At 58.5% G+C, this 18,835-nt stretch carries 17 protein-coding genes; 8 read left to right on the forward strand and 9 right to left on the reverse strand.

Annotated elements, in window-relative coordinates; translation table 11 throughout:
• Window positions 1-283 precede the first annotated feature (283 nt).
• The gene (gene mltA, locus CMQ96_RS13215) at window positions 284-1,381 is read left to right on the forward strand and encodes a murein transglycosylase A (RefSeq protein WP_004124438.1); all 1,098 of its coding nucleotides are present in this window, start codon (window positions 284-286) and stop codon (window positions 1,379-1,381) included.
• 105 nt (window positions 1,382-1,486) lie between these two features.
• Entirely contained in the window at window positions 1,487-2,296 is an 810-nt protein-coding gene (tcdA, locus tag CMQ96_RS13220; protein WP_004133704.1) for a tRNA cyclic N6-threonylcarbamoyladenosine(37) synthase TcdA, read from the forward strand.
• Between the two features lie 139 nt (window positions 2,297-2,435).
• On the opposite strand, the gene csdE is transcribed toward tcdA, so the two are convergent.
• Together csdE and csdA are read right to left on the reverse strand one after the other, a co-directional pair.
• Window positions 2,436-2,876, reverse strand: a complete 441-nt coding sequence (gene csdE / locus CMQ96_RS13225; RefSeq protein ID WP_004132798.1) for a cysteine desulfurase sulfur acceptor subunit CsdE — start codon at window positions 2,874-2,876, stop codon at window positions 2,436-2,438.
• Window positions 2,876-4,081, reverse strand: coding sequence for a cysteine desulfurase CsdA (gene csdA, locus CMQ96_RS13230; protein WP_004132800.1), 1,206 nt, complete (start codon window positions 4,079-4,081; stop codon window positions 2,876-2,878). Before csdA ends, csdE begins: the two co-directional genes overlap by 1 nt.
• Window positions 4,082-4,279: 198 nt before the next feature.
• Here csdA and CMQ96_RS13235 point away from each other — a divergent pair, with 198 nt between their 5' ends.
• The 4 genes from CMQ96_RS13235 to rlmM all read left to right on the forward strand — a co-directional run bounded on the left by CMQ96_RS13235 (window position 4,280) and on the right by rlmM (window position 7,283).
• The gene (locus tag CMQ96_RS13235; protein WP_004132801.1) at window positions 4,280-4,504 is read left to right on the forward strand and encodes a YgdI/YgdR family lipoprotein; all 225 of its coding nucleotides are present in this window, start codon (window positions 4,280-4,282) and stop codon (window positions 4,502-4,504) included.
• 353 nt (window positions 4,505-4,857) lie between these two features.
• Window positions 4,858-5,775, forward strand: a complete 918-nt coding sequence (gene gcvA / locus CMQ96_RS13240) for a glycine cleavage system transcriptional regulator GcvA (protein ID WP_004114967.1) — start codon at window positions 4,858-4,860, stop codon at window positions 5,773-5,775.
• Between the two features lie 19 nt (window positions 5,776-5,794).
• A complete protein-coding gene (locus tag CMQ96_RS13245) occupies window positions 5,795-6,190 on the forward strand; it encodes a DUF423 domain-containing protein (RefSeq protein WP_004105073.1) in 396 nt (131 codons plus the stop codon).
• Complete coding sequence (gene rlmM / locus CMQ96_RS13250; protein WP_004124420.1) at window positions 6,183-7,283, forward strand: 23S rRNA (cytidine(2498)-2'-O)-methyltransferase RlmM; 1,101 nt, start codon at window positions 6,183-6,185, stop codon at window positions 7,281-7,283. Before CMQ96_RS13245 ends, rlmM begins: the two co-directional genes overlap by 8 nt.
• Window positions 7,284-7,344: 61 nt before the next feature.
• Here the strand turns inward: rlmM and fucR are convergent, their stop codons facing one another.
• From fucR to fucP, 5 genes are all read right to left on the reverse strand, one after another.
• Window positions 7,345-8,055, reverse strand: a complete 711-nt coding sequence (gene fucR, locus CMQ96_RS13255) for an L-fucose operon activator (RefSeq protein WP_004870054.1) — start codon at window positions 8,053-8,055, stop codon at window positions 7,345-7,347.
• Between the two features lie 57 nt (window positions 8,056-8,112).
• On the reverse strand, window positions 8,113-8,535 hold the full coding sequence (gene fucU, locus CMQ96_RS13260) for an L-fucose mutarotase (RefSeq protein ID WP_098066904.1): 423 nt from the start codon (window positions 8,533-8,535) through the stop codon (window positions 8,113-8,115).
• Between the two features lies 1 nt (window position 8,536).
• Window positions 8,537-9,955 carry an L-fuculokinase gene (gene fucK / locus CMQ96_RS13265; RefSeq protein WP_064410873.1) on the reverse strand — a complete coding sequence of 473 codons (1,419 nt, stop codon included), beginning with the start codon at window positions 9,953-9,955 and terminating at the stop codon, window positions 8,537-8,539.
• Between the two features lie 93 nt (window positions 9,956-10,048).
• Window positions 10,049-11,824, reverse strand: a complete 1,776-nt coding sequence (fucI, locus tag CMQ96_RS13270; RefSeq protein WP_004870066.1) for an L-fucose isomerase — start codon at window positions 11,822-11,824, stop codon at window positions 10,049-10,051.
• Window positions 11,825-11,855: 31 nt separating this feature from the next.
• A complete protein-coding gene (fucP, locus tag CMQ96_RS13275; RefSeq protein ID WP_004870069.1) occupies window positions 11,856-13,166 on the reverse strand; it encodes an L-fucose:H+ symporter permease in 1,311 nt (436 codons plus the stop codon).
• Window positions 13,167-13,725: 559 nt separating this feature from the next.
• On the opposite strand from fucP, the gene fucA reads away from it, so the two are divergent.
• Window positions 13,726-14,373, forward strand: a complete 648-nt coding sequence (gene fucA / locus CMQ96_RS13280; protein WP_004124398.1) for an L-fuculose-phosphate aldolase — start codon at window positions 13,726-13,728, stop codon at window positions 14,371-14,373.
• 220 nt (window positions 14,374-14,593) lie between these two features.
• On the opposite strand, the gene xni is transcribed toward fucA, so the two are convergent.
• Window positions 14,594-15,349 (reverse strand): flap endonuclease Xni, encoded by a 756-nt coding sequence (xni, locus tag CMQ96_RS13285; protein WP_098066905.1) that lies wholly within the window; start codon window positions 15,347-15,349, stop codon window positions 14,594-14,596.
• Between the two features lie 97 nt (window positions 15,350-15,446).
• A complete protein-coding gene (locus CMQ96_RS13290; RefSeq protein WP_098066906.1) occupies window positions 15,447-17,390 on the reverse strand; it encodes a sigma-54-dependent Fis family transcriptional regulator in 1,944 nt (647 codons plus the stop codon).
• Window positions 17,391-17,661: 271 nt separating this feature from the next.
• Between CMQ96_RS13290 and ssuD the strand changes: the two genes are divergently transcribed.
• The gene (gene ssuD / locus CMQ96_RS13295) at window positions 17,662-18,834 is read left to right on the forward strand and encodes an FMNH2-dependent alkanesulfonate monooxygenase (protein ID WP_004870076.1); all 1,173 of its coding nucleotides are present in this window, start codon (window positions 17,662-17,664) and stop codon (window positions 18,832-18,834) included.
• The last annotated feature ends 1 nt before the right edge of the window (window position 18,835 follow it).

An 18,835-nucleotide genomic window follows, 5' to 3' on the forward strand; every position in this document is an offset into this window, starting at 1 on the left:
GCGGGGGCCAGATTTGAACTGACGACCTTCGGGTTATGAGCCCGACGAGCTACCAGGCTGCTCCACCCCGCGTCCGTGGAAGCGCACTATACTCCGCTAACGTTTTGATGCAACCCTTTTTGACAGAAATCGTCGATTTTGTAAAAAATGGTGCATACAGAAGCACTTCCCGCTTGTTTTTTGCGCAAAACTGCCTTTGCGGTGCCTAAGCGCATTTCATTAGCCCTGGCGGTTTGTTATCTTCATCACGCACCCAGGCTTAGCAGCATAAAGAAGAGATACCATGAAAGGACGTTGGGCAAAATATGCAGTAACAGGCGCGATGCTGGCAATGCTGGCCGCCTGTTCCTCAAAACCGACCGATCGCGGTCAGCAGTATAATGAAGGTAAACTCACCCAGCCGTTTTCACTGGTTAACCAACCTGATGCGGTCGGCTCGCCGATTAACGCCGGCGACTTCTCCGAGCAGGTGAGGCAGATTCGTAGCGCCTCTCCGCGTCTCTATACCAGCCAGAGCAACGTCTACAATGCGATTCAGGAGTGGCTGCGTTCCGGCGGCGACACCCGCACGCTGAGCCAGTTTGGTATCGACGCCTGGCAGATGCAGGGGACGGATAACTACGGTAACGTTCAGTTTACCGGCTACTACACGCCGGTGGTGCAGGCGCGTCATACTCGCCAGGGCGAGTTCCAGTACCCGATTTACCGGATGCCGCCGAAGCGCGGCAAGCTGCCGTCCCGCGCCAGCATCTACGCCGGCGCTCTGAGCGACAACTACATCCTGGCCTATAGCAACTCGCTGATGGATAACTTCATCATGGACGTGCAGGGCAGCGGCTACATTGACTTTGGCGACGGTTCGCCGCTGAACTTCTTCAGCTATGCCGGGAAAAACGGCTGGCCCTATTACAGCATCGGTAAAGTGCTGATCGACCGCGGCGAAGTGAAGCGCGAAGATATGTCGATGCAGGCGATCCGCGAATGGGGCGAAAAGCACAGCGAGGCGGAAGTCCGAGAACTGCTGGAGCAGAACCCGTCGTTCGTCTTCTTTAAACCGCAGTCCTTCGCGCCGGTGAAAGGCGCCAGCGCGGTGCCGCTGATTGGCCGCGCGTCGGTGGCCTCCGACCGTTCCATTGTTCCTGCTGGCACCACGCTGCTGGCGGAAGTGCCGCTGCTGGACAATAACGGTAAGTTCAACGGCCAGTACGAGCTGCGTTTAATGGTGGCCCTTGACGTTGGCGGCGCGATTAAAGGTCAGCACTTCGATATTTACCAGGGCATTGGTCCGGATGCCGGACACCGTGCCGGCTGGTATAACCACTATGGCCGCGTATGGGTGCTGAAAAACGCGCCGGGCGCGGGCAACGTCTTTAGCGGCTAGTATTCACGTTCTTTTCCCCGGTCGCGTTGCGCTTACCGGGGCTACGGTAGCCCGGGTAAGGCGCTTGCGCCGCGGCCCGGGAATATCCACTTATTCTGAGGTTTTATGTCTGTTGTAATCAGCGATGCCTGGCGCCAGCGTTTTGGCGGCACGGCGCGTTTATATGGTGAAAAGGCGCTGCAATGTTTTGCCGACGCGCACGTCTGCGTGGTCGGCATCGGCGGCGTGGGCTCCTGGGCGGCGGAAGCGCTGGCGAGAACCGGGATTGGCGCGATTACCCTTATCGATATGGATGACGTCTGCGTGACCAACACCAACCGTCAGATCCACGCGCTTGGCGGTAACGTTGGCCTGGCGAAAGCCGAGGTGATGGCGGAGCGCATTCGCCTGATCAACCCCGAGTGCCGGGTCACGGTGGTGGACGATTTCGTCACCCCGGAAAACGTCGCCGAGTATCTTGGCGTTGGCTTTAGCTACGTGATTGACGCCATCGACAGCGTGCGCCCGAAAGCGGCGCTAATCGCTTACTGTCGTCGCCATAAGGTTCCGCTGGTGACCACCGGCGGCGCGGGCGGGCAAATCGATCCGACGCAAATTCAGGTCGCCGATCTGGCGAAAACCATCCAGGATCCGCTGGCGGCAAAGCTGCGCGAGCGTTTGAAGAGCCAGTTCGGGGTGGTGAAGAACAGCAAAGGTAAGCTCGGCGTGGATTGCGTGTTTTCCACCGAAGCGCTGGTTTATCCGCAGGCGGACGGCAGCGTGTGCGCGATGAAAAGCACCGCTGAGGGGCCGAAGCGAATGGATTGCGCATCCGGCTTTGGCGCCGCGACGATGGTAACCGCGACCTTTGGTTTTGTCGCCGTCTCCCACGCGCTGAAGAAAATGCTGGCGAAGGCGGAGCGGCTGACGGCGTAGGCCCTCATTGCGGCAAGACGGTAGCCCGGACAGGTGCGCAGCACCGCCTCCGGGATTGTTCACGGGCGCCATCGCAAAAATGTCTTTCCGCAGCAGGCGCTTTCCCCGGAAGCGGCGCGTTGCGCCTGTCCGGGCTACTTCAAAGAGCGTAAACCTCGCGGGCGGCGGCGAGCACCGCTTCGCTCAGGGCGTTGAGTCCCTGACTGCGCGAGGCGCTCAGCTGGCCGCGCAGCCCCAGCGCATCAAACAGCGCCAGCGGATCCTGCGCCAGCAGCTCGGCGGCGCTTTTACCTTCAACGGCGGCCAACAGCACCGCCAGCATGCCGCGCACGATACGGCCTTCGCTATCGCCGAAGAAATGCAGCTTGCCCTCGGCATCAACGGAATATCCCAGCCAGACGCGGTTTTCACACCCGGCAATCTCTTTGGCTCGCGCTTTCAGGTCGTCCGGCAGCGCGGGAAGCTGCTTGCCCAGTAAAATCAGCTGACGGTATTTATCCTCCCACTGGCTGAGCGGGGTAAACGTCTGGCGTAAAGTCTCTTCGGTGATGCGGGTTCCAAAAGGGTGAGAAGTCGTCATTAGTCCACCAGAATTTCCAGAGCGCGGTCAACGGCGTGCACCAGCGCGTAAACATCGTCTTGCGTATTATAAGGCGCGAAGGAGGCCCGCAGAGTGCCGCTGACGCCAAGCGCCGCCAGCAGTGGTTGAGCGCAGTGCTGACCGGCGCGCAGCGCGATACCCGATTCCGCCAGCAGCGTCACCATATCGCTATGGTGAACGCCGTCAAAATCAAACGCCAGCAGGCTGGCATCCTGACAGCGGAACGAGCGAAAGCCCGGACGTTTCGCCAGCTCGTCTTCCGCCAGCGTGGCCAGGCCGCGGCACCAGTTTTCCGCCTGCGCGATATCCGTCTCCTCCAGCCACTCCAGCGCCGCGCTCAGGCCAATCACCCCGGCGATATTTGGCGTCCCGGCCTCGAAGCGCCAGGGGACGGGCTGGGTTTTGAAGCCGTCGAAGGTGACTTCGGTAATCATTTTTCCCCCGCCGAACCACGGCGACATCTCCGCCAGCCGTTCGCGTTTGCCATACAGCGCGCCGATGCCGGTCGGCCCGTAGAGCTTATGGCCGGAAAAAGCATAAAAGTCGATATCCAGCGCCTGGACGTCCGCCGGGAAATGCACCGCCCCCTGCGCGCCGTCGACCATCACCACCATCCCGGCAGCGTGGGCCTGGCGAATCGCCAGCGCCAGGTCCGGGCAGCCGCCGGTGACGTTGGACATCTGGCCAATCGCCAGCACCCGGCTGCGCGGCGTGATGAGCGCGCCAAGCGCCGCCACGTCCGGCAGACGGTTGCCCGCCAGCGGCAGCTTCACCACCCGCGCGCCGGTTTGCTCTGCAACCATTAACCACGGCACCAGGTTGGCGTGATGCTCCGCTTCGCTGACGATAATCTCATCGCCGGGTTTCAGCCGCGGGCGCACGTAGCTCTGCGCCACCATATTAATGGCTTCGGTGGTGCCGCGCGTCCAGACGATATCTTCGCCGGATGGGGCATTAAGCAGCGCCGCCACGCGTTCGCGCGCGTTTTCATAGCGTTCGGTTAGCTGCCGGGCGGCGGCGAACTGGCTGCGGTGGACGTTGCCGGCGCTGAGGCGATAGAACTGGTCGCTGGCCTCAATGACCGCCAGCGGTTTGAGCGTTGTCGCGGCGCTATCAAGATAGACGCCGGCGTCGGCCAGCGCCGGGAACTGGGCGCGAAATTGGACGGGGTTGAATGCGTTCATGAGATTCCTCGTATCGATACCAGGATCGTCGCGCAAATCGGCGGGTGATACAAGGTTTGTGCTAACGACTGGAATTTTCTGAATATGACTTCGGGGGGGTAAAAGATGGTTATGCTGAATAGTGTTGGGTTTGCGTTTTAACCTGGTACAGAACGAATCATAAACAGTATAAATAGTCGAAAGGAGAGAAAGATGAAAATGAATAAGACTGCCGCAATTATTTCTGCCTGTGTGCTGACCCTCGGCCTGAGCGCCTGCTCCTCTAACTACGTGATGCATACCAACGATGGGCGCACCATCGTGACCGACGGCAAACCGCAAACGGATAATGATACTGGCATGATTTCGTACAAAGATGCCTGGGGTAACAAGCAGCAGATCAACCGTTCTGATGTAAAACAGCTGGGAGAGCTGGATAAGTAATTGGTTTTTAGCAGGCAAAAAAAAGCACCGCGCAGTGCGGTGCTACATTAAATCACTATGGACAGACAGGGTAAATGTACAGGAAGTGAAAAGGGGTAGCTTCGCTACCATGGTCCGCAAACCCGGACCAATTGCAAACACAACAACACAACATCACAACCGTAAGCCAAAAGCTTGTTGGAACACGCATTCCAAAAAAAGCTCTTCGTTCCGGCTCAGGAAGTGCCGCCACTATAGGTATTTGCTGGTAGAAGCTCAACGGACAAATTATAATAGCTCAGATAAAAAAAACTAATAGGTTAACTATTGTTTCCTGTTTGTTAAATTGCCTTAACATCTAAGCCAGAATAACTATGTCCAAGCGTTTGCCACCTCTGAATGCATTACGTGTTTTTGATGCTGCCGCCCGTCATCTTAGCTTCACTCGCGCCGCCGATGAGCTTTTTGTGACGCAGGCCGCAGTCAGCCACCAAATCAAGTCCCTGGAGGATTTCCTCGGCCTCAAGCTGTTCCGTCGACGCAATCGTTCTCTTCTTTTGACAGAGGAGGGGCAGAGCTATTTTCAGGATATTAAAGAGATTTTCTCGCAGCTCACCGAGGCGACCCGCAAGCTTCAGGCGCGAAGCGCAAAAGGGGCCTTAACCGTCAGTATGCTCCCCAGTTTTGCCATTCAGTGGCTGGTGCCGAGACTCACAAGCTTTAACTCAGCTTATCCGGGAATCGACGTCAGAATCCAGGCCGTGGACCGTCAGGAAGATAAGCTGGCCGACGATGTCGACGTGGCGATTTTTTACGGCCGCGGCAACTGGCCGGGGCTGCGGGTGGAAAAACTGTACGCCGAATATCTGCTCCCGGTGTGTTCCCCGCTGTTGCTCACCGGTGATAAAGCGTTGAAAACGCCTGCCGATCTGGCGCAACATACCCTGCTGCACGACGCTTCCCGCCGCGACTGGCAAACTTATACCCGTCAGTTGGGTCTAAACCATATCAATGTTCAACAGGGACCTATCTTTAGCCACAGCGCAATGGTGCTGCAGGCGGCAATCCATGGACAGGGGGTCGCGCTGGCCAACAATGTGATGGCGCAGTCCGAGATTGAGGCAGGCCGTTTGGTCTGTCCGTTTAATGATGTTCTGGTCAGTAAGAATGCGTTTTATCTCGTTTGTCATGACAGTCAGGCAGAACTGGGTAAAATAGCCGCCTTCCGCCAGTGGATTCTGGCAAAAGCGGCTAATGAACAAGAAAAATTTCGCTTTCGTTATGAACAATAAATCATCGTAGGGTAAACACATGACCAGCCGTTTTATGCTGATTTTCGCCGCGATAAGCGGTTTTATCTTTGTGGCTTTGGGCGCTTTTGGCGCGCACGTTTTAAGTAAAACGATGGGCGTTGCGGAAATGGGCTGGATCCACACCGGCCTGCAGTATCAGGCATTCCATACGCTGGCGATCTTTGGCCTGGCGGTGGCGATGCAGCGCCGCATCAGCATCTGGTTTTACTGGAGCAGCGTCTTTATGGCGCTCGGTACCGTTCTTTTTAGCGGCAGCCTCTACTGTCTGGCGCTCTCGCATTTACGCCTGTGGGCGTTCGTTACGCCGGTCGGGGGCGTCTGCTTCCTCGCCGGTTGGGTATTAATGTTAATTGGTGCAATTCGTCTGAAACGTAAGGGCGTTGTTCATGAATAAAGTTGTCCTCTATTGTCGCCCTGGGTTTGAGAAAGAGTGCGCAGCAGAAATTACCGATAAGGCCTCGCGCCTTGAGGTGTTTGGTTTTGCCCGAGTCAAAGACGACTCCGGCTATGTGATTTTTGAGTGCTATCAGGCCGAAGACGGCGAAAAGCTGGTGCGCGAACTGCCGTTCAGCTCGCTGGTGTTTGCCCGCCAGATGTTTGTGGTTGGCGAACTGCTGCGTGACCTGCCGCCGGAAGACCGGATTTCCCCGATCGTCGGTATGCTGCAGGGCGTGGTGGAGAAGGGCGGCGAGCTGCGCGTGGAAGTGGCCGATACCAACGAAAGCAAAGAGCTGATGAAGTTCTGCCGCAAGTTTACGGTACCGCTGCGCGCGGCGCTGCGCGAGGCGGGCGTGCTGACCAACTATGAAACGCCAAAACGTCCGGTGGTCCACGTATTCTTTATCGCGCCGGGCTGCTGCTACACCGGCTATTCGTTGTCTAACAACAACTCGCCATTCTATATGGGCATTCCGCGCCTCAAGTTCCCGTCCGATGCGCCAAGCCGTTCGACTCTCAAGCTGGAAGAGGCGTTTCACGTCTTTATCCCGGCGGATGAGTGGGATGAGCGCCTGGCGAACGGTATGTACGCGGTGGATCTCGGCGCCTGCCCCGGCGGCTGGACCTATCAGCTGGTGAAACGCAATATGTGGGTCTCCTCGGTGGATAACGGCCCAATGGCGCAAAGCCTGATGGATACCGGGCAGGTGACCTGGCTGCGTGAAGACGGCTTCAAATATCGCCCGACGCGCAGCAACATCTCGTGGATGGTTTGCGATATGGTGGAGAAGCCGGCGAAAGTGGCGGCGCTGATGGCGCAGTGGCTGGTGAACGGCTGGTGCCGCGAAACCATCTTTAACCTGAAGCTGCCGATGAAAAAACGCTACGAAGAGCTATCGCGCAACCTGGCCTATATCCAGGAACAGCTCGACGAGCACGGTATCAACGCGCAGATCCAGGCACGCCAGCTGTATCACGATCGCGAAGAGGTAACGGTTCACGTTCGCCGCCTGTGGGCTGCCGTCGGCGGTCGCCGCGACGAACGCTAGTTTGCCCGCTTTTGTAGGCCGGATAAGGTGTTAAGCCGCTATCCGGCGCTGCAAATAGCCGTTATGACTGCGACACGTCCGAAACAATATGCGTCACATCATCCAGATGGCCGATCCGCGCCTCTCCTGAGCGATTAAACTTGCTCTTATCAATCAGCAATAACGATTGCGACGCCCGCTTAAGCAGCAGCGATTTGAACTCGGCGTTCACCGTGTTTGAGTCCCAGAGCGCGCCCTCGCTGTCGATGCCTTCGCAGGAAAAAATGAACAGGTCGATCTCCAGCGCTTTGAGCTGCGAGATAAGCGACGCGCTGACGTAGCAGCCATATTTTCGCTGGAGCGTACCGCCGGAGCAGGTGAGCTGAATATTCTCGCGCTTGCTCAGCTCCTGGCAAATCGGCTGGCTGTTGGTAAAGACGTGAAGGTCGATATCGGGCAGCTGGCGGGCCAGATACCAGCAGGTGGAGCTGGCGTCGAGGGCGATCGTCATTCCAGCTTCTATCCACGCAAGGGCTTCGCGGGCGATATCCGCTTTGTGCGCGTAGTGGCTTTTCAGACGGATATGAAAAGGATCGCCGCTGTCCCGGCTTTGCCGGTGAATGACTTTTGCCCGGCCGTGGTTACGCAGCACTTTCCCCTGGGACTGGAGCTCGCTGAGATCGCGGCGGATGGTTTCTCGGCTGACGTTGAGCTGTAGCGATAAGGCTTCGGTGGTCAGGCTGTTATGGTTAATGAGCAGGTCTAGTATCGCTTGCTGTCGTGCCGCTTTCATTTTTCTCACCCTGGCGTTCGCTGAGCGCCCGCATCAGACGGGCGCTCCGGCATGAGATTACGGCGTTACTCCTTTTTTTAAAAGAATATTCCCGTACTTAGCGCGCTCACCTGTGATAACGATCGCAAAGGCTTTTTGCGCCCGCTCGTAGAAAGTAAAGCGGTCGATGCGGGCGATCTCCGGGCAGGGCGCGGGGCGGGAAAGCGCCTCGCGGTAGCGCGTTTCCACCTGCGGGTCGAGGGAGTCGCCCGCCACGGCGGCCATCATCACCAGCGGCGGAGCGTAGCTGTCTAACTCAAACAGCGGAATAATCGCCTGCAGCAGGTCGCTGACCAGCAGGCCGTCGGCGCGAATCACCTGGGGCCCCATGCTGTGCGCCGGGAAGTGGGCATCGGAAAAAATAATCTCATCGCCGTGCCCCATTTCCGCCAGCACCTTCAGTAGCTCCGGCGATATTAACGGGGAAATCGTTTTTAGCATCTCATACTCCCTCAATCAGTTCGGGTTCGGTTTGCGGGTAAAAATAGCGATACTGATAGCTCACTTGCGCTCGGGCCTGCTCCGGGCTGCTGAATTCACCGACGCCATACCAGCCAAACATGGCGGCGCCGGCGACGGTGGTTTCGGCGTCATCCAGTACTTTAATCGGGATATCCAGCCTGTTGGCTTTGATCTGATTCCACAGCGCGTTGCGGCTGCCGCCGCCGACCAGCAGCAGTTCGCTGGCGTTAAAGTGACCGATTTTTTGCAGCGTTTGTAGGTTGTTCGCCAGCTGTTCGGCTAATCCCTCCAGCGCGGCGAGGTAGAAGTGACCGCGAGTGGTATTCAACGTGATGCCCTGCCAGCCCGCGTTTGGGCTGGATAGCAGGTCGCACTGCATCTTCACCTTCTGAGCGCCGTCGGGGAGGGCACGGGCCTCGTCAATCAACGTTTGCCACGGCGTTTCAGGCGTCCACAGCAGCTGGCGTACCCATTCCAGCACGCCGGAGGCCAGCCACTGCATGCCCGGGTTATAGCGTCCCGGCTGGCTATCCAGCTCGCAGGTGGAGCCCGCATAGTGGCTGAGCAGCGGCGTGTTCACCTGGGCGCTGCGCACCATCAGGATTTCCCAGGTGCCGGACGACAGCACAGGTTCATCCTGCTCCGCGCCCGCGCCAAACAGCGCGAACTGGGTATCGTGTCCGGCGGAGATGACCGGAATGCCGACGGCTAAACCCAGCATTTTCGCGGCATCGCTTTGCAGCGTGCCGATCTGCTGGCCCGCTTCAACGAGCCGGGGAAACAGGCGGCGCGGCAGCCCCGTCGCCTGCAGGATCTGCGTGCTGAAATCCCGCTGATGGATATCCAGCATCTGGCTGGTACCCGCCATGGTGATATCGGTTGTGAATTCCCCGGTCAGACGCTGGTTGAGAAGCGAGGAGATGAACAGCCAGGCGTGGGCTTTCTCCAGCAGCTGCGGGTGGTTCTCTTTCAGCCAGATCAGCTTATACAGGGTGTTGAAGGCAAATGCGCCGACGCCAGAGATCTGCTGGAGCTGCTGCGCGGGCATAAAACGGCTGATATTGTCCATCACCGCCGCGGTGCGCGGACATTTCCAACTGATGACCGGATAGAGCAGCTTGCCCTGTTCATCCACCAGCGCGCCGTCTACGCCGAAGGTGGTGACCGTGATGCCGCGAACCGTGCAGGACGAGAGTGCGTCGCTAATCTGCCGGCAGCACTCGGCGAAGCGTTGCAGGATCGCCTCCAGCGACCACTGGTGCCAGGCGCTGTTCTCCACGGCGATATCGCTGGCGTTGGTCGTTGCGGCGCGGGCGATAATGTTCCCCTGGCGGTCAACCGCAATCGCCCGCACGTTGGTGGCGCCGCAGTCGAGGACCAGGATGACGTCTTTTTTCATCGTTAACTCCATAAACGTCGCCGGATGGCGCCGCGCTTATCCGGCCTACGGTTCTGTAGGCCCGGTAAACCTGCGCCACCGGGCAAAGCCGTATTAACGCTTATACAGCGGGCCGTAGTTCTGGCAGGCGCGGTAATCCTGGCCTTCGCTATCCATCCCGTGGGCAGACCAGCTGGAGGGGCGGTAGATTTTCGCCTCTTCTACGTTATGCATGCAGACCGGGATACGCAGCATCGACGCCAGGGTGATAAAGTCGGCGCCGACGTGCCCGATGGTCAGCACGCCGTGGTTAGCGCCCCAGTTCGCCATCACCGAGTAGACGTCGGAGAACGGGCCTTTACCGGTCAGACGCGGCGCAAACCAGGTGGTTGGCCAGGTGGAGTTGGTGCGGGCATCGAGCTGGTCATGCATCGCTTTCGGCAGCTCTACGCTCCAGCCTTCGGCGATTTGCAGTACCGGGCCAAGACCTTTGATGATATTCACGCGGGTCATGGTGAACGGCACGCCGCCTTCGGTCAGGAAGCGGGAGGAGAAGCCGCCGCCGCGGAAATATTCATGAATCGCCGGGCACCATTCGGTGGCCGCCAGGCATGCGTCGGCCTCCTGCTGGCTGATTTCCCAGTGCGGTTTCATGGTTGGCTTGCCATCAGCATCGCGCTGTTTGCAGGCGCCGTCGAGCGCCGCCGAACCGGAGTTGATCAGGTGGATGATGCCGTGCTCCGCCAGCCCGGTGAGCGGTTGGCCGGTGACGCGCTCTACCGCTTCCGGCGACCAGTAGGTGCGCACGTCGGCAAATACCTGGGCGGTGCCGGTCAACTGGTGGCCCATCAGCATCGCCACGCCGTTGAGGCTGTCGTTTTCGGTGGCGACGACAAAGGGTTCGCGTACGCCATTCCAGTCGAACGAGCTATTGAGCAGCGCTTCGGCGGTATCGCCGTTGGGGTATTGATCGGTCCAGTGGCGCTGGCCCTGAAAACCCGCGGCAATGGCGTTGTAGCCCAGCGACTCTTCGACCAGCCCTTTTTCCGCCAGCTTGCTGTTGCCCTGCATCATGTCGCGGATGCACATCGCCATCAGCAGGCTCTCTTTCAGCACCGCGCGGCTCTGTTCGGCGTTGCGCTTATACTGCTGCGCGTTCTGGTCTTCGCCGTAGCGGAAGTTTTTATCCGCCCACGCCAGCGCCATTTCCAGCTCGCTTTCATCATAGATTTTCTGGTCGATGCGGCGGCGCAGTTCGGTCATGTCCACCGCCTGCACCTTCATGCCGAGCCAGGACTCGAAGAAGTTGTGATCGACGATAGAACCGGCGATACCCATCGACACGCCGCCGACGGAAAGATAGCTTTTGCCCTTCATGCTGGCGACCGCTAAGCCGGCGCGGGCAAAGCGCAGCAGTTTTTCTTCGACATCCGGCGGAATGGTGGTGTCGTCGGCGTCCTGTACGTCGTGGCCATAAATGGAGAATGCCGGAATACCCTTCTGGCTATGCGCCGCCAGCGCCGCCGCAAGGTAAACCGCGCCGGGGCGCTCAGTGCCGTTAAAGCCCCAGATGGCTTTTGGCCGCAGCGGATCCATATCGATAGTTTCGCTGCCGTAGCACCAGCACGGAGTGACGGTAATGGTGACGCCGACGTTCTGGCTGCTGAATTTCTCTTCGCAGGCGGCGGACTCCGCCATACCCGCGATGCAGCTATCGGCGATGACGCACTCAATCTGCGCGCCGCAGGCGTGACGCAGTTTTTCCGCGATCAGCGCGGCGGTGGCTTTCGCCATATTCATGGTTTGCTCTTCCAGCGACTCGCGTACCCCCATGCGGCGTCCATCGATCACCGGGCGGATGCCAATTTTCGGTAAGCTGATTTTTTTCATTACAGATTCCTCACGTTATTCGGATAAATGTTTAGTTAGCTGCCGTTTGCGAACGGAAACGGGCGAAGATGAAGATGACGGCAAAGCACAGCGCCGGGACCAGTTCGGCGGTGGGAATGTTGCCGGCGGCGTCGCTGACAAAGCCCATCACTGGAGTGACGATCCCGCCGCCAATAATGGTCATGACGATAAAAGAGGAGCCGTATTTGGTGTCCTGCCCCAGGTTTTTGATGCCCAGCGAGAAGATGGTCGGATACTGAATGGACATAAAAGCGCTGCACAGCGTCAGAGCCAGCAGACCCACGTGGCCGCCGGTGAAAGCGGAAATCAGGCACAGGATCATGGAAAGCAGGGCATAGGCCGCCAGCACTTTATGCGGCGCGAAGCGGCTGATGAGCCAGGTACCGGAGAAGCGACCGATAAAGAAGCACACCATGGTGCCGGTCAGATAGTTGGCGGCGAAACCGGGCGTCATGCCGGGGATCTCTTCAATAGCGTAGCGAATCAGATAGCTCCAGCAGGCGGTTTGCGCGCCGACGTAGCAGAACTGCGCCAGCACCGCCCAGCGCCAGTGGCGAACGCGGACCAGGCGAGCAAGGGAAGCGGAGAAGGAACTCTGGGTGGCGTCACTATGGTCGTCGCTCTGCAGGGCTGGAAATTTGGTTAACATAATCAACAGAGCGACCAGTAAGACAACCGCGACGATGATCATATAGGGGGTTTGCACCGAGAGCACCAGGCTGTGCTTATAGGCGCTAAGCTGCTCCGGAGCCATTTTATCGAGCACATCCTGCGATTGATGCGGCACATTAGACAAAATAAGACTTTGCCCAAAAACCACTGCAATAATGGCGCCAAAGGAGTTAAAGGTCTGTGCCAGATTAAGCCGGAAGTGACCGCCGCTTTCTGGGCCTAAAACGGTAACAAACGGGTTTGCCGCGGTTTCTAAACACCCTAAGCCCGCAGCAATAATAAACAGGCCAATCAGAAATAAGGTGTAATTCATGACCTCGGCGGCGGGCCAGAATAGCGCGGCGCCAAAAGCATATAAGAACAGTCCGGTAATAATGCCGGCTTTATAACTTAACTTTTTCATCAAAATCCCGGCCGGAATAGGGATGACGAAATAGCCGAAATAAAAGGCGGATTGAATCAGCCCGGCCTGAAAATTAGTCAGCGTAAAGGCTTGTTGAAATTGTGGTAATAAAATATCGTTGAGATTATTTGCGACCGCCCAAAGAAAAAATAACGAGCACAGCAGGGCGAAGGGAATAATGTAGCGCTTGCTTTTCCCTGTCTCTACCGCACGAAAACTCTGCGTTTGTATTGTTGTGTTTCCCATAGCATCCTCATTGGTTCAGAAGCGTGTTCAGCGGCCGGTTTATACCCACCAGACCACAATAATCAGGTGAGCTCTTGCGGCGACGTCAACAGTGAAATAAACATCACGGAATGAACTCATGAAGGCATTTTCAAATTAAAAACGCCTTTTAATATGATGGCGGTCACATTTAGTATCCACTCGGTGCTTTTATGTGATTATCATCACTTTAATAATCAGAAAAACATGACCGTTTGAGAAAGTTAATTCTAAAACCCACAGGTTGAATGCCCGATTTAATTTATAATAAGGAAAACGGTCAGTTGTTAAAACTATCAGCAAAATGCCCGTTTTTAAATCTATTAGTAAGAACGGGCATTTTTCATCAGGCAAAAACGAGAGAGCGCTTTTTTTTACCCTGAAATAAGTGAGGGGTATCACAGAACCGGTGAATGTAAATTCCTTTCTGATTATTCGGGATGAAGATGATGGGCAATTATTCGAGTTATTCAACAGCGTCGCGCGTCTTATCCGGCGAGCCGTCTGTTGTCGTATTGCGCATGATAAAGAGAGGTAAAGAATGGAACGAAATAGACTGGCCCGGCAGATTATTGATACCTGCCTGGAAATGACCCGGCTGGGGTTAAATCAGGGGACCGCCGGCAACGTGAGCGTGCGTTATCAAGGGGGAATGCTGATCACGCCGACGGGTATTCCTTACGAGAAGCTGACGGAGGCGCACATTGTGTATATTGATGCCGAAGGTCAGCATGAGCAGGGCAAACTGCCGTCCAGCGAGTGGCGTTTTCATCTGGCGGCCTATCAGACCCGCCCTGACGCTCACGCGGTGGTGCATAATCACGCGGTTCACTGCACGGCGGTGTCGATTCTCAACCGTCCCATTCCCGCCATTCACTATATGATTGCGGCGGCGGGGGGCAACTCTATCCCCTGCGCGCCCTACGCCACGTTTGGTACCCGCGAGCTGTCTGAGCATGTGGCCGTGGCGCTAAAAAACCGCAAAGCGACGCTGCTGCAGCACCATGGCCTAATCGCCTGTGAAGAGAACCTGGAGAAAGCCCTGTGGCTGGCGCATGAAGTCGAGGTGCTGGCGCAGCTCTATCTCAGCACGCTGGCGATTATCGATCCGGTGCCGGTTCTTGATGACGAGGCCATCGCTGTTGTGCTGGAGAAATTCAAAACCTACGGATTACGTATCGAAGAGTGATGCCGTAAGCGAAGGTTTCTGCCGACGGCTTGCGGGAAATTCAGCGACTCTGCGCTCGGCTCCCGGGGGCGGCGCTTGACGCGCCTTGCCCGGGCTACGGGTTTACCGCCGGCTGCGATCCGGTAGCCCGGACTACGAGCTCACCGCCGTCTACGGAGCGGTAGCCCGGACAGATGCGCAGCATCGCCTCCGGGAAGCCGTGCGCTCTCTGGACCCAACGCTACCGGGCCAGCCGCAGCTGCTGCAGATTGCCGTCCAGCTGTAAATCGGTTTGCAGGCGCGCGATTTCCCGGCAGGTGAAGGCCATCTCTTGCTGTTCTTCCAGCTTCTTGCGCCACTTATCCGGCACGTCCGCCAGCCGCGCGTAGATTCCTTCCAGATCCTGAAAATCGGTTAACAGCTGGGCGGCGCTTTTTGGGCCAATCCCCGCCACGCCGGGAACCTTTGAGCTGCTGATGCCCGCCAGCCCCCAGTAGTCAGGCAGCTGTTCCGGCGTCACGCCGAACTCTTTGGCGATAAACGGCGCGTCGAGCCAGCGCTTCTGGAAATAGTCGCGGATGCGAATCGTCGGCGACAGCAGCTGGCAGTAGCCTTTGTCGGTTGAAACGATGGTTGCCTGATGGCCGGCCTGCGCCACTTTGACCGCCAGGGTCGCGGCGAGATCGTCAGCTTCGCTGCCGCTGAGCGCCCAGCAGCGAAACCCGCGCTGCTCAAACGCCGCCCGCAGCGCCGGCATTTCCGCTTCGAGGGTCTCCGGCATCGGCGCGCGCCCGGCTTTATAATCGGGCAGGCGCTGATGCCGCCAGCCGTGGCCGCGGTCTTCATCATCAAATACCGCCACCACGTGGGTCGGCTGGCTATGAACCACCAGCTGTTCGAGCGCATGCAGGCAGGTATCGACGCAGGGTGACCCCTGCACCGCATGGATGCGGCGAATCAGATTAAGTGCGTCGACGATTAGCAAATGAACGGCCACGGATCCCCCTTATTCTCAACGTCTTTTAGGGTAACACCACCGCGCGGATGAGGCTATTGGCGCCAGGGAAATCAGGAAGATGCCTCGCAGTTTCCGGCTAACCAACGTGCATCAGCGGGCGGGGATCGCTATGAGTGGCCTCGCCGTACCAGACCGCCTCGCGCACCGATACCGGTTTGTGGATAAGGCCCAGCGCGTAAAAACGATCGGCGATACTTTGCTGGGCGCGAATCACGTTGAGATCCATCGGCCGCGGGCGATGGCTGCGGCGCGCCAGGGCTCGGGCCAGAGAAGCGGCGTTAAGCCCCAGCTCGGCGGAGAGCAGTCCGACGGCTTCCTGCCGATGCTGGTCGATAAACTGTCCGGTTTGCGTCAGTTCGGCCAGCAGGCGCTGCATAATATCGCTATTGCGGCTGGCGTAGTCGCGGCGCGACAGGTAGAACTGGTGGTTATTGACGCGCCCCTCGCCGCTGGCGACAACCCGTAGTTCACCGCTATATTCCGCGTCGCTGAGCAGCGGATCCCACATCATCCAGGCGTCCACCGCCAGGTAATCGCTGGCGGTCAGCGGGTACTTCGGCGGAATGTAGACCACTTTGACGTCGTTTAACGCCAGCCCGGCCTCTTCCAGGATATGTAGCAGCAGCCAGTGCACGTTAGAGCCTTTATTCAGCGCGATACGCTTGCCGCGCAGGTCGCTAAGGGTGCGAATATCGCTGTGCTGCGGGACGACCATCGCCACGCTTTGCGGCGCGGGCGGTTCCCAGGCGACGTAGACCAGCTCGCTGTTAGTGGCCTGCGCGAAAACCGGCGGCGCTTCGCCGGTGGTGCCAAAATCGATTTCATCGCAGGCCAGCGCGTGCAGCAGCTGCGGCCCGGCGGGGAACTCGCTCCACAGTACGCTGACGCCGCGGCTGGCAAAGGCTTGCTCAAGACTTTGCCGCGCTTTCAGGATGCCAAGATTGCCAAAGCGCTGGAAGCCGATGCGCAGTTCCCGGTCACGAGGGACCTTTTTGACCGCCGCGCTGTAGAGGGGCTCCTGACGGCGGCGGCTTTTGATGATGCCCAAATTTGCCAACTGCGTGCGCAGCGCGTGGCGGCTGATACCGAGCAGCGCTGCGGCCTGGCTTTGATTATCGTCACTGTGGGCCATCGCGCCGCGTATCAACGCCCCGGTGACCCTTTCCCACAGCGGTTCGCCCGGCAGGGAAAGCTGACGACGAATAAAATCGTCGAGTTCATTATCGCCAACTGCCGAGGGCTCGTTGTTCAGCGTCGTCAGCCGCAGCTGGGCGGGGCCGATCTCCTCTTCTTTACTCAGCAATACCGCGTTATGCAGAGTGTTCTCCAGCTCGCGAATATTGCCCGGCCAGGGGTACTCCATCAGCCTTGCCAGCGTCTCCGGGGCCAGACGGCGAATCGGACGACCCAGACGGCGGGCGTAGAGCGAGAGAAAATGGTCCGCCAGCACCGGAATATCCTGGCGACGCTGGCGCAGCGGCGGCAGCGGCACGATGGCGATATTCAGCCGGTAGTAGAGGTCTTCGCGGAAACGACGCTCGCGGATGGCCTGCATCAGATCCACGTGGGTGGCGGCGATTACCCGCACATCGACCTTAACGGCCTTGCGTGAGCCGACGCGGGTGATTTCGCGCTCCTGCAGGACGCGCAGCAGTTTCACCTGGAGCGCCAGGCTAAGCTCGCCGATTTCATCGAGCAGCAGCGTGCCGCCTTCCGCCGCCTCGAACCAGCCGGGATGGCTTTGTACCGCGCCGGTAAACGCCCCTTTTTCATGGCCGAACAGCTCCGCTTCCGCCAGGCTCTCGCTGAGCGCGCCGCAGTTGACGGCCAGGAACGGCCGGTGGCGGCGCGGGCTATGGTGATGCAGATAGCGGGCGACAACCTCTTTACCGGTGCCGGTTTCGCCGACGATCAGCACGGTCGCCTCGGTGGGGGCCAGTTTATCCAGCAGGCTCTGAAACGCTTTTGACGCCGGGTCGATCAGCGTGGGCGTTGAGGATGGAAATTCAGGATTCAGCATGGTTGACCTCCGACTTTTAATGCCCTGAACTTATCCTGTGCCGGGGTTGGAAACCAGAGGGCTAGCCCGTCGCGCTGTTGCAAAAGCCGCAGCCCGGACGCACTGTCTGCTGCATTTGCAACAGCGGTATACGGTTCTGTTTTATCTAACTGATTGATTTTGTTTTGTTAATTTTTCGTTCACCATTGGCACGATTATCGCTAACACTCATATAACCAAATTAAAACAACTCTTCGATAAATATCGGATATGGTTATATAGGAAATCGATAATGACGCAAAAAGCCGACGATAAAATCAACGTGTTCTGGTTTCTGCCCACCCACGGCGATGGCCGCTACCTGGGCACCGCGGAGGGCGGGCGACCGGTTGATTTGCCTTACCTGCAGCAGGTGGCGCTGGCGGCCGACAGCCTGGGCTACTACGGTGTGCTGATCCCGACGGGAAAAAGCTGCGAGGACTCCTGGCTGGTGGCCTCGGCGCTGGCACCGCTGACCCGTCGCCTGCGCTATCTGGTGGCCGTTCGTCCGGGCCTGCAGCCGCCGACGCTGGCGGCGAGGATGGCGACGACGCTCGACCGTCTGTCGGGCGGTCGGCTGCTGATTAACGTCGTCACCGGCGGCGATCCGGTGGAAAACAAAGGCGACGGTATTTTCCTCAGCCACGGCGAACGCTATCAGGTCACCCGCGAATTTCTCGACGTCTACTCGCGCCTGCTGAAAGGCGAAAAGGTGGACTATCACGGCGAGCATATCCACGTGGAAGGCGCGGAAGTGCTGTTTCCGCCGGTACAGGAAAACGGTCCGCCGCTGTTTTTTGGCGGCTCCTCTGAGGAAGCCATCGACGTTGCCGCCGATCAAATCGATACCTATCTGACCTGGGGAGAGCCGCCGGCGCTGGTGGCCGAAAAGCTGGCTGTAGTGCGCGAGCGCGCCGCCGCCCGGGGCCGCACGTTGCAGTACGGGATTCGTCTGCATGTGATTGTTCGCGAAACCGAAGAGGAGGCGTGGGCCGCCGCCGATCGGCTGATTTCTCACCTTGATGACGAGACCATCGCCCAGGCGCAGAAAATTTTTGCCCGTATGGACTCCACCGGCCAGGCGCGCATGAGCTCGCTGCATAAAGGATCGCGCGACAATCTGCGCATTGCGCCGAACCTGTGGGCGGGCGTAGGGCTGGTGCGCGGCGGGGCGGGAACGGCGCTGGTCGGCAATCCGCAGCAGGTGGCAGAGCGCATTCGTGAATATCAGGCGCTCGGTATCACCAATTTTATCTTCTCCGGCTACCCGCATCTGGAAGAAGCCCATCGTTTCGCTGACCTGGTCATGCCGCTATTGCCGCTGGCAGGCCACGATCAGCCGAAGGCGCGTAGCGTCAATACCGGCCCGTTCGGCGAAACTATCGGCGGCGATAAGCGTCCGGTGAAACAGGTCAGCGCAAGCTGAG

The organism is Klebsiella sp. MBT K-1, assembly GCF_002556465.1.
Taxonomy (GTDB): domain Bacteria; phylum Pseudomonadota; class Gammaproteobacteria; order Enterobacterales; family Enterobacteriaceae; genus Klebsiella; species Klebsiella grimontii.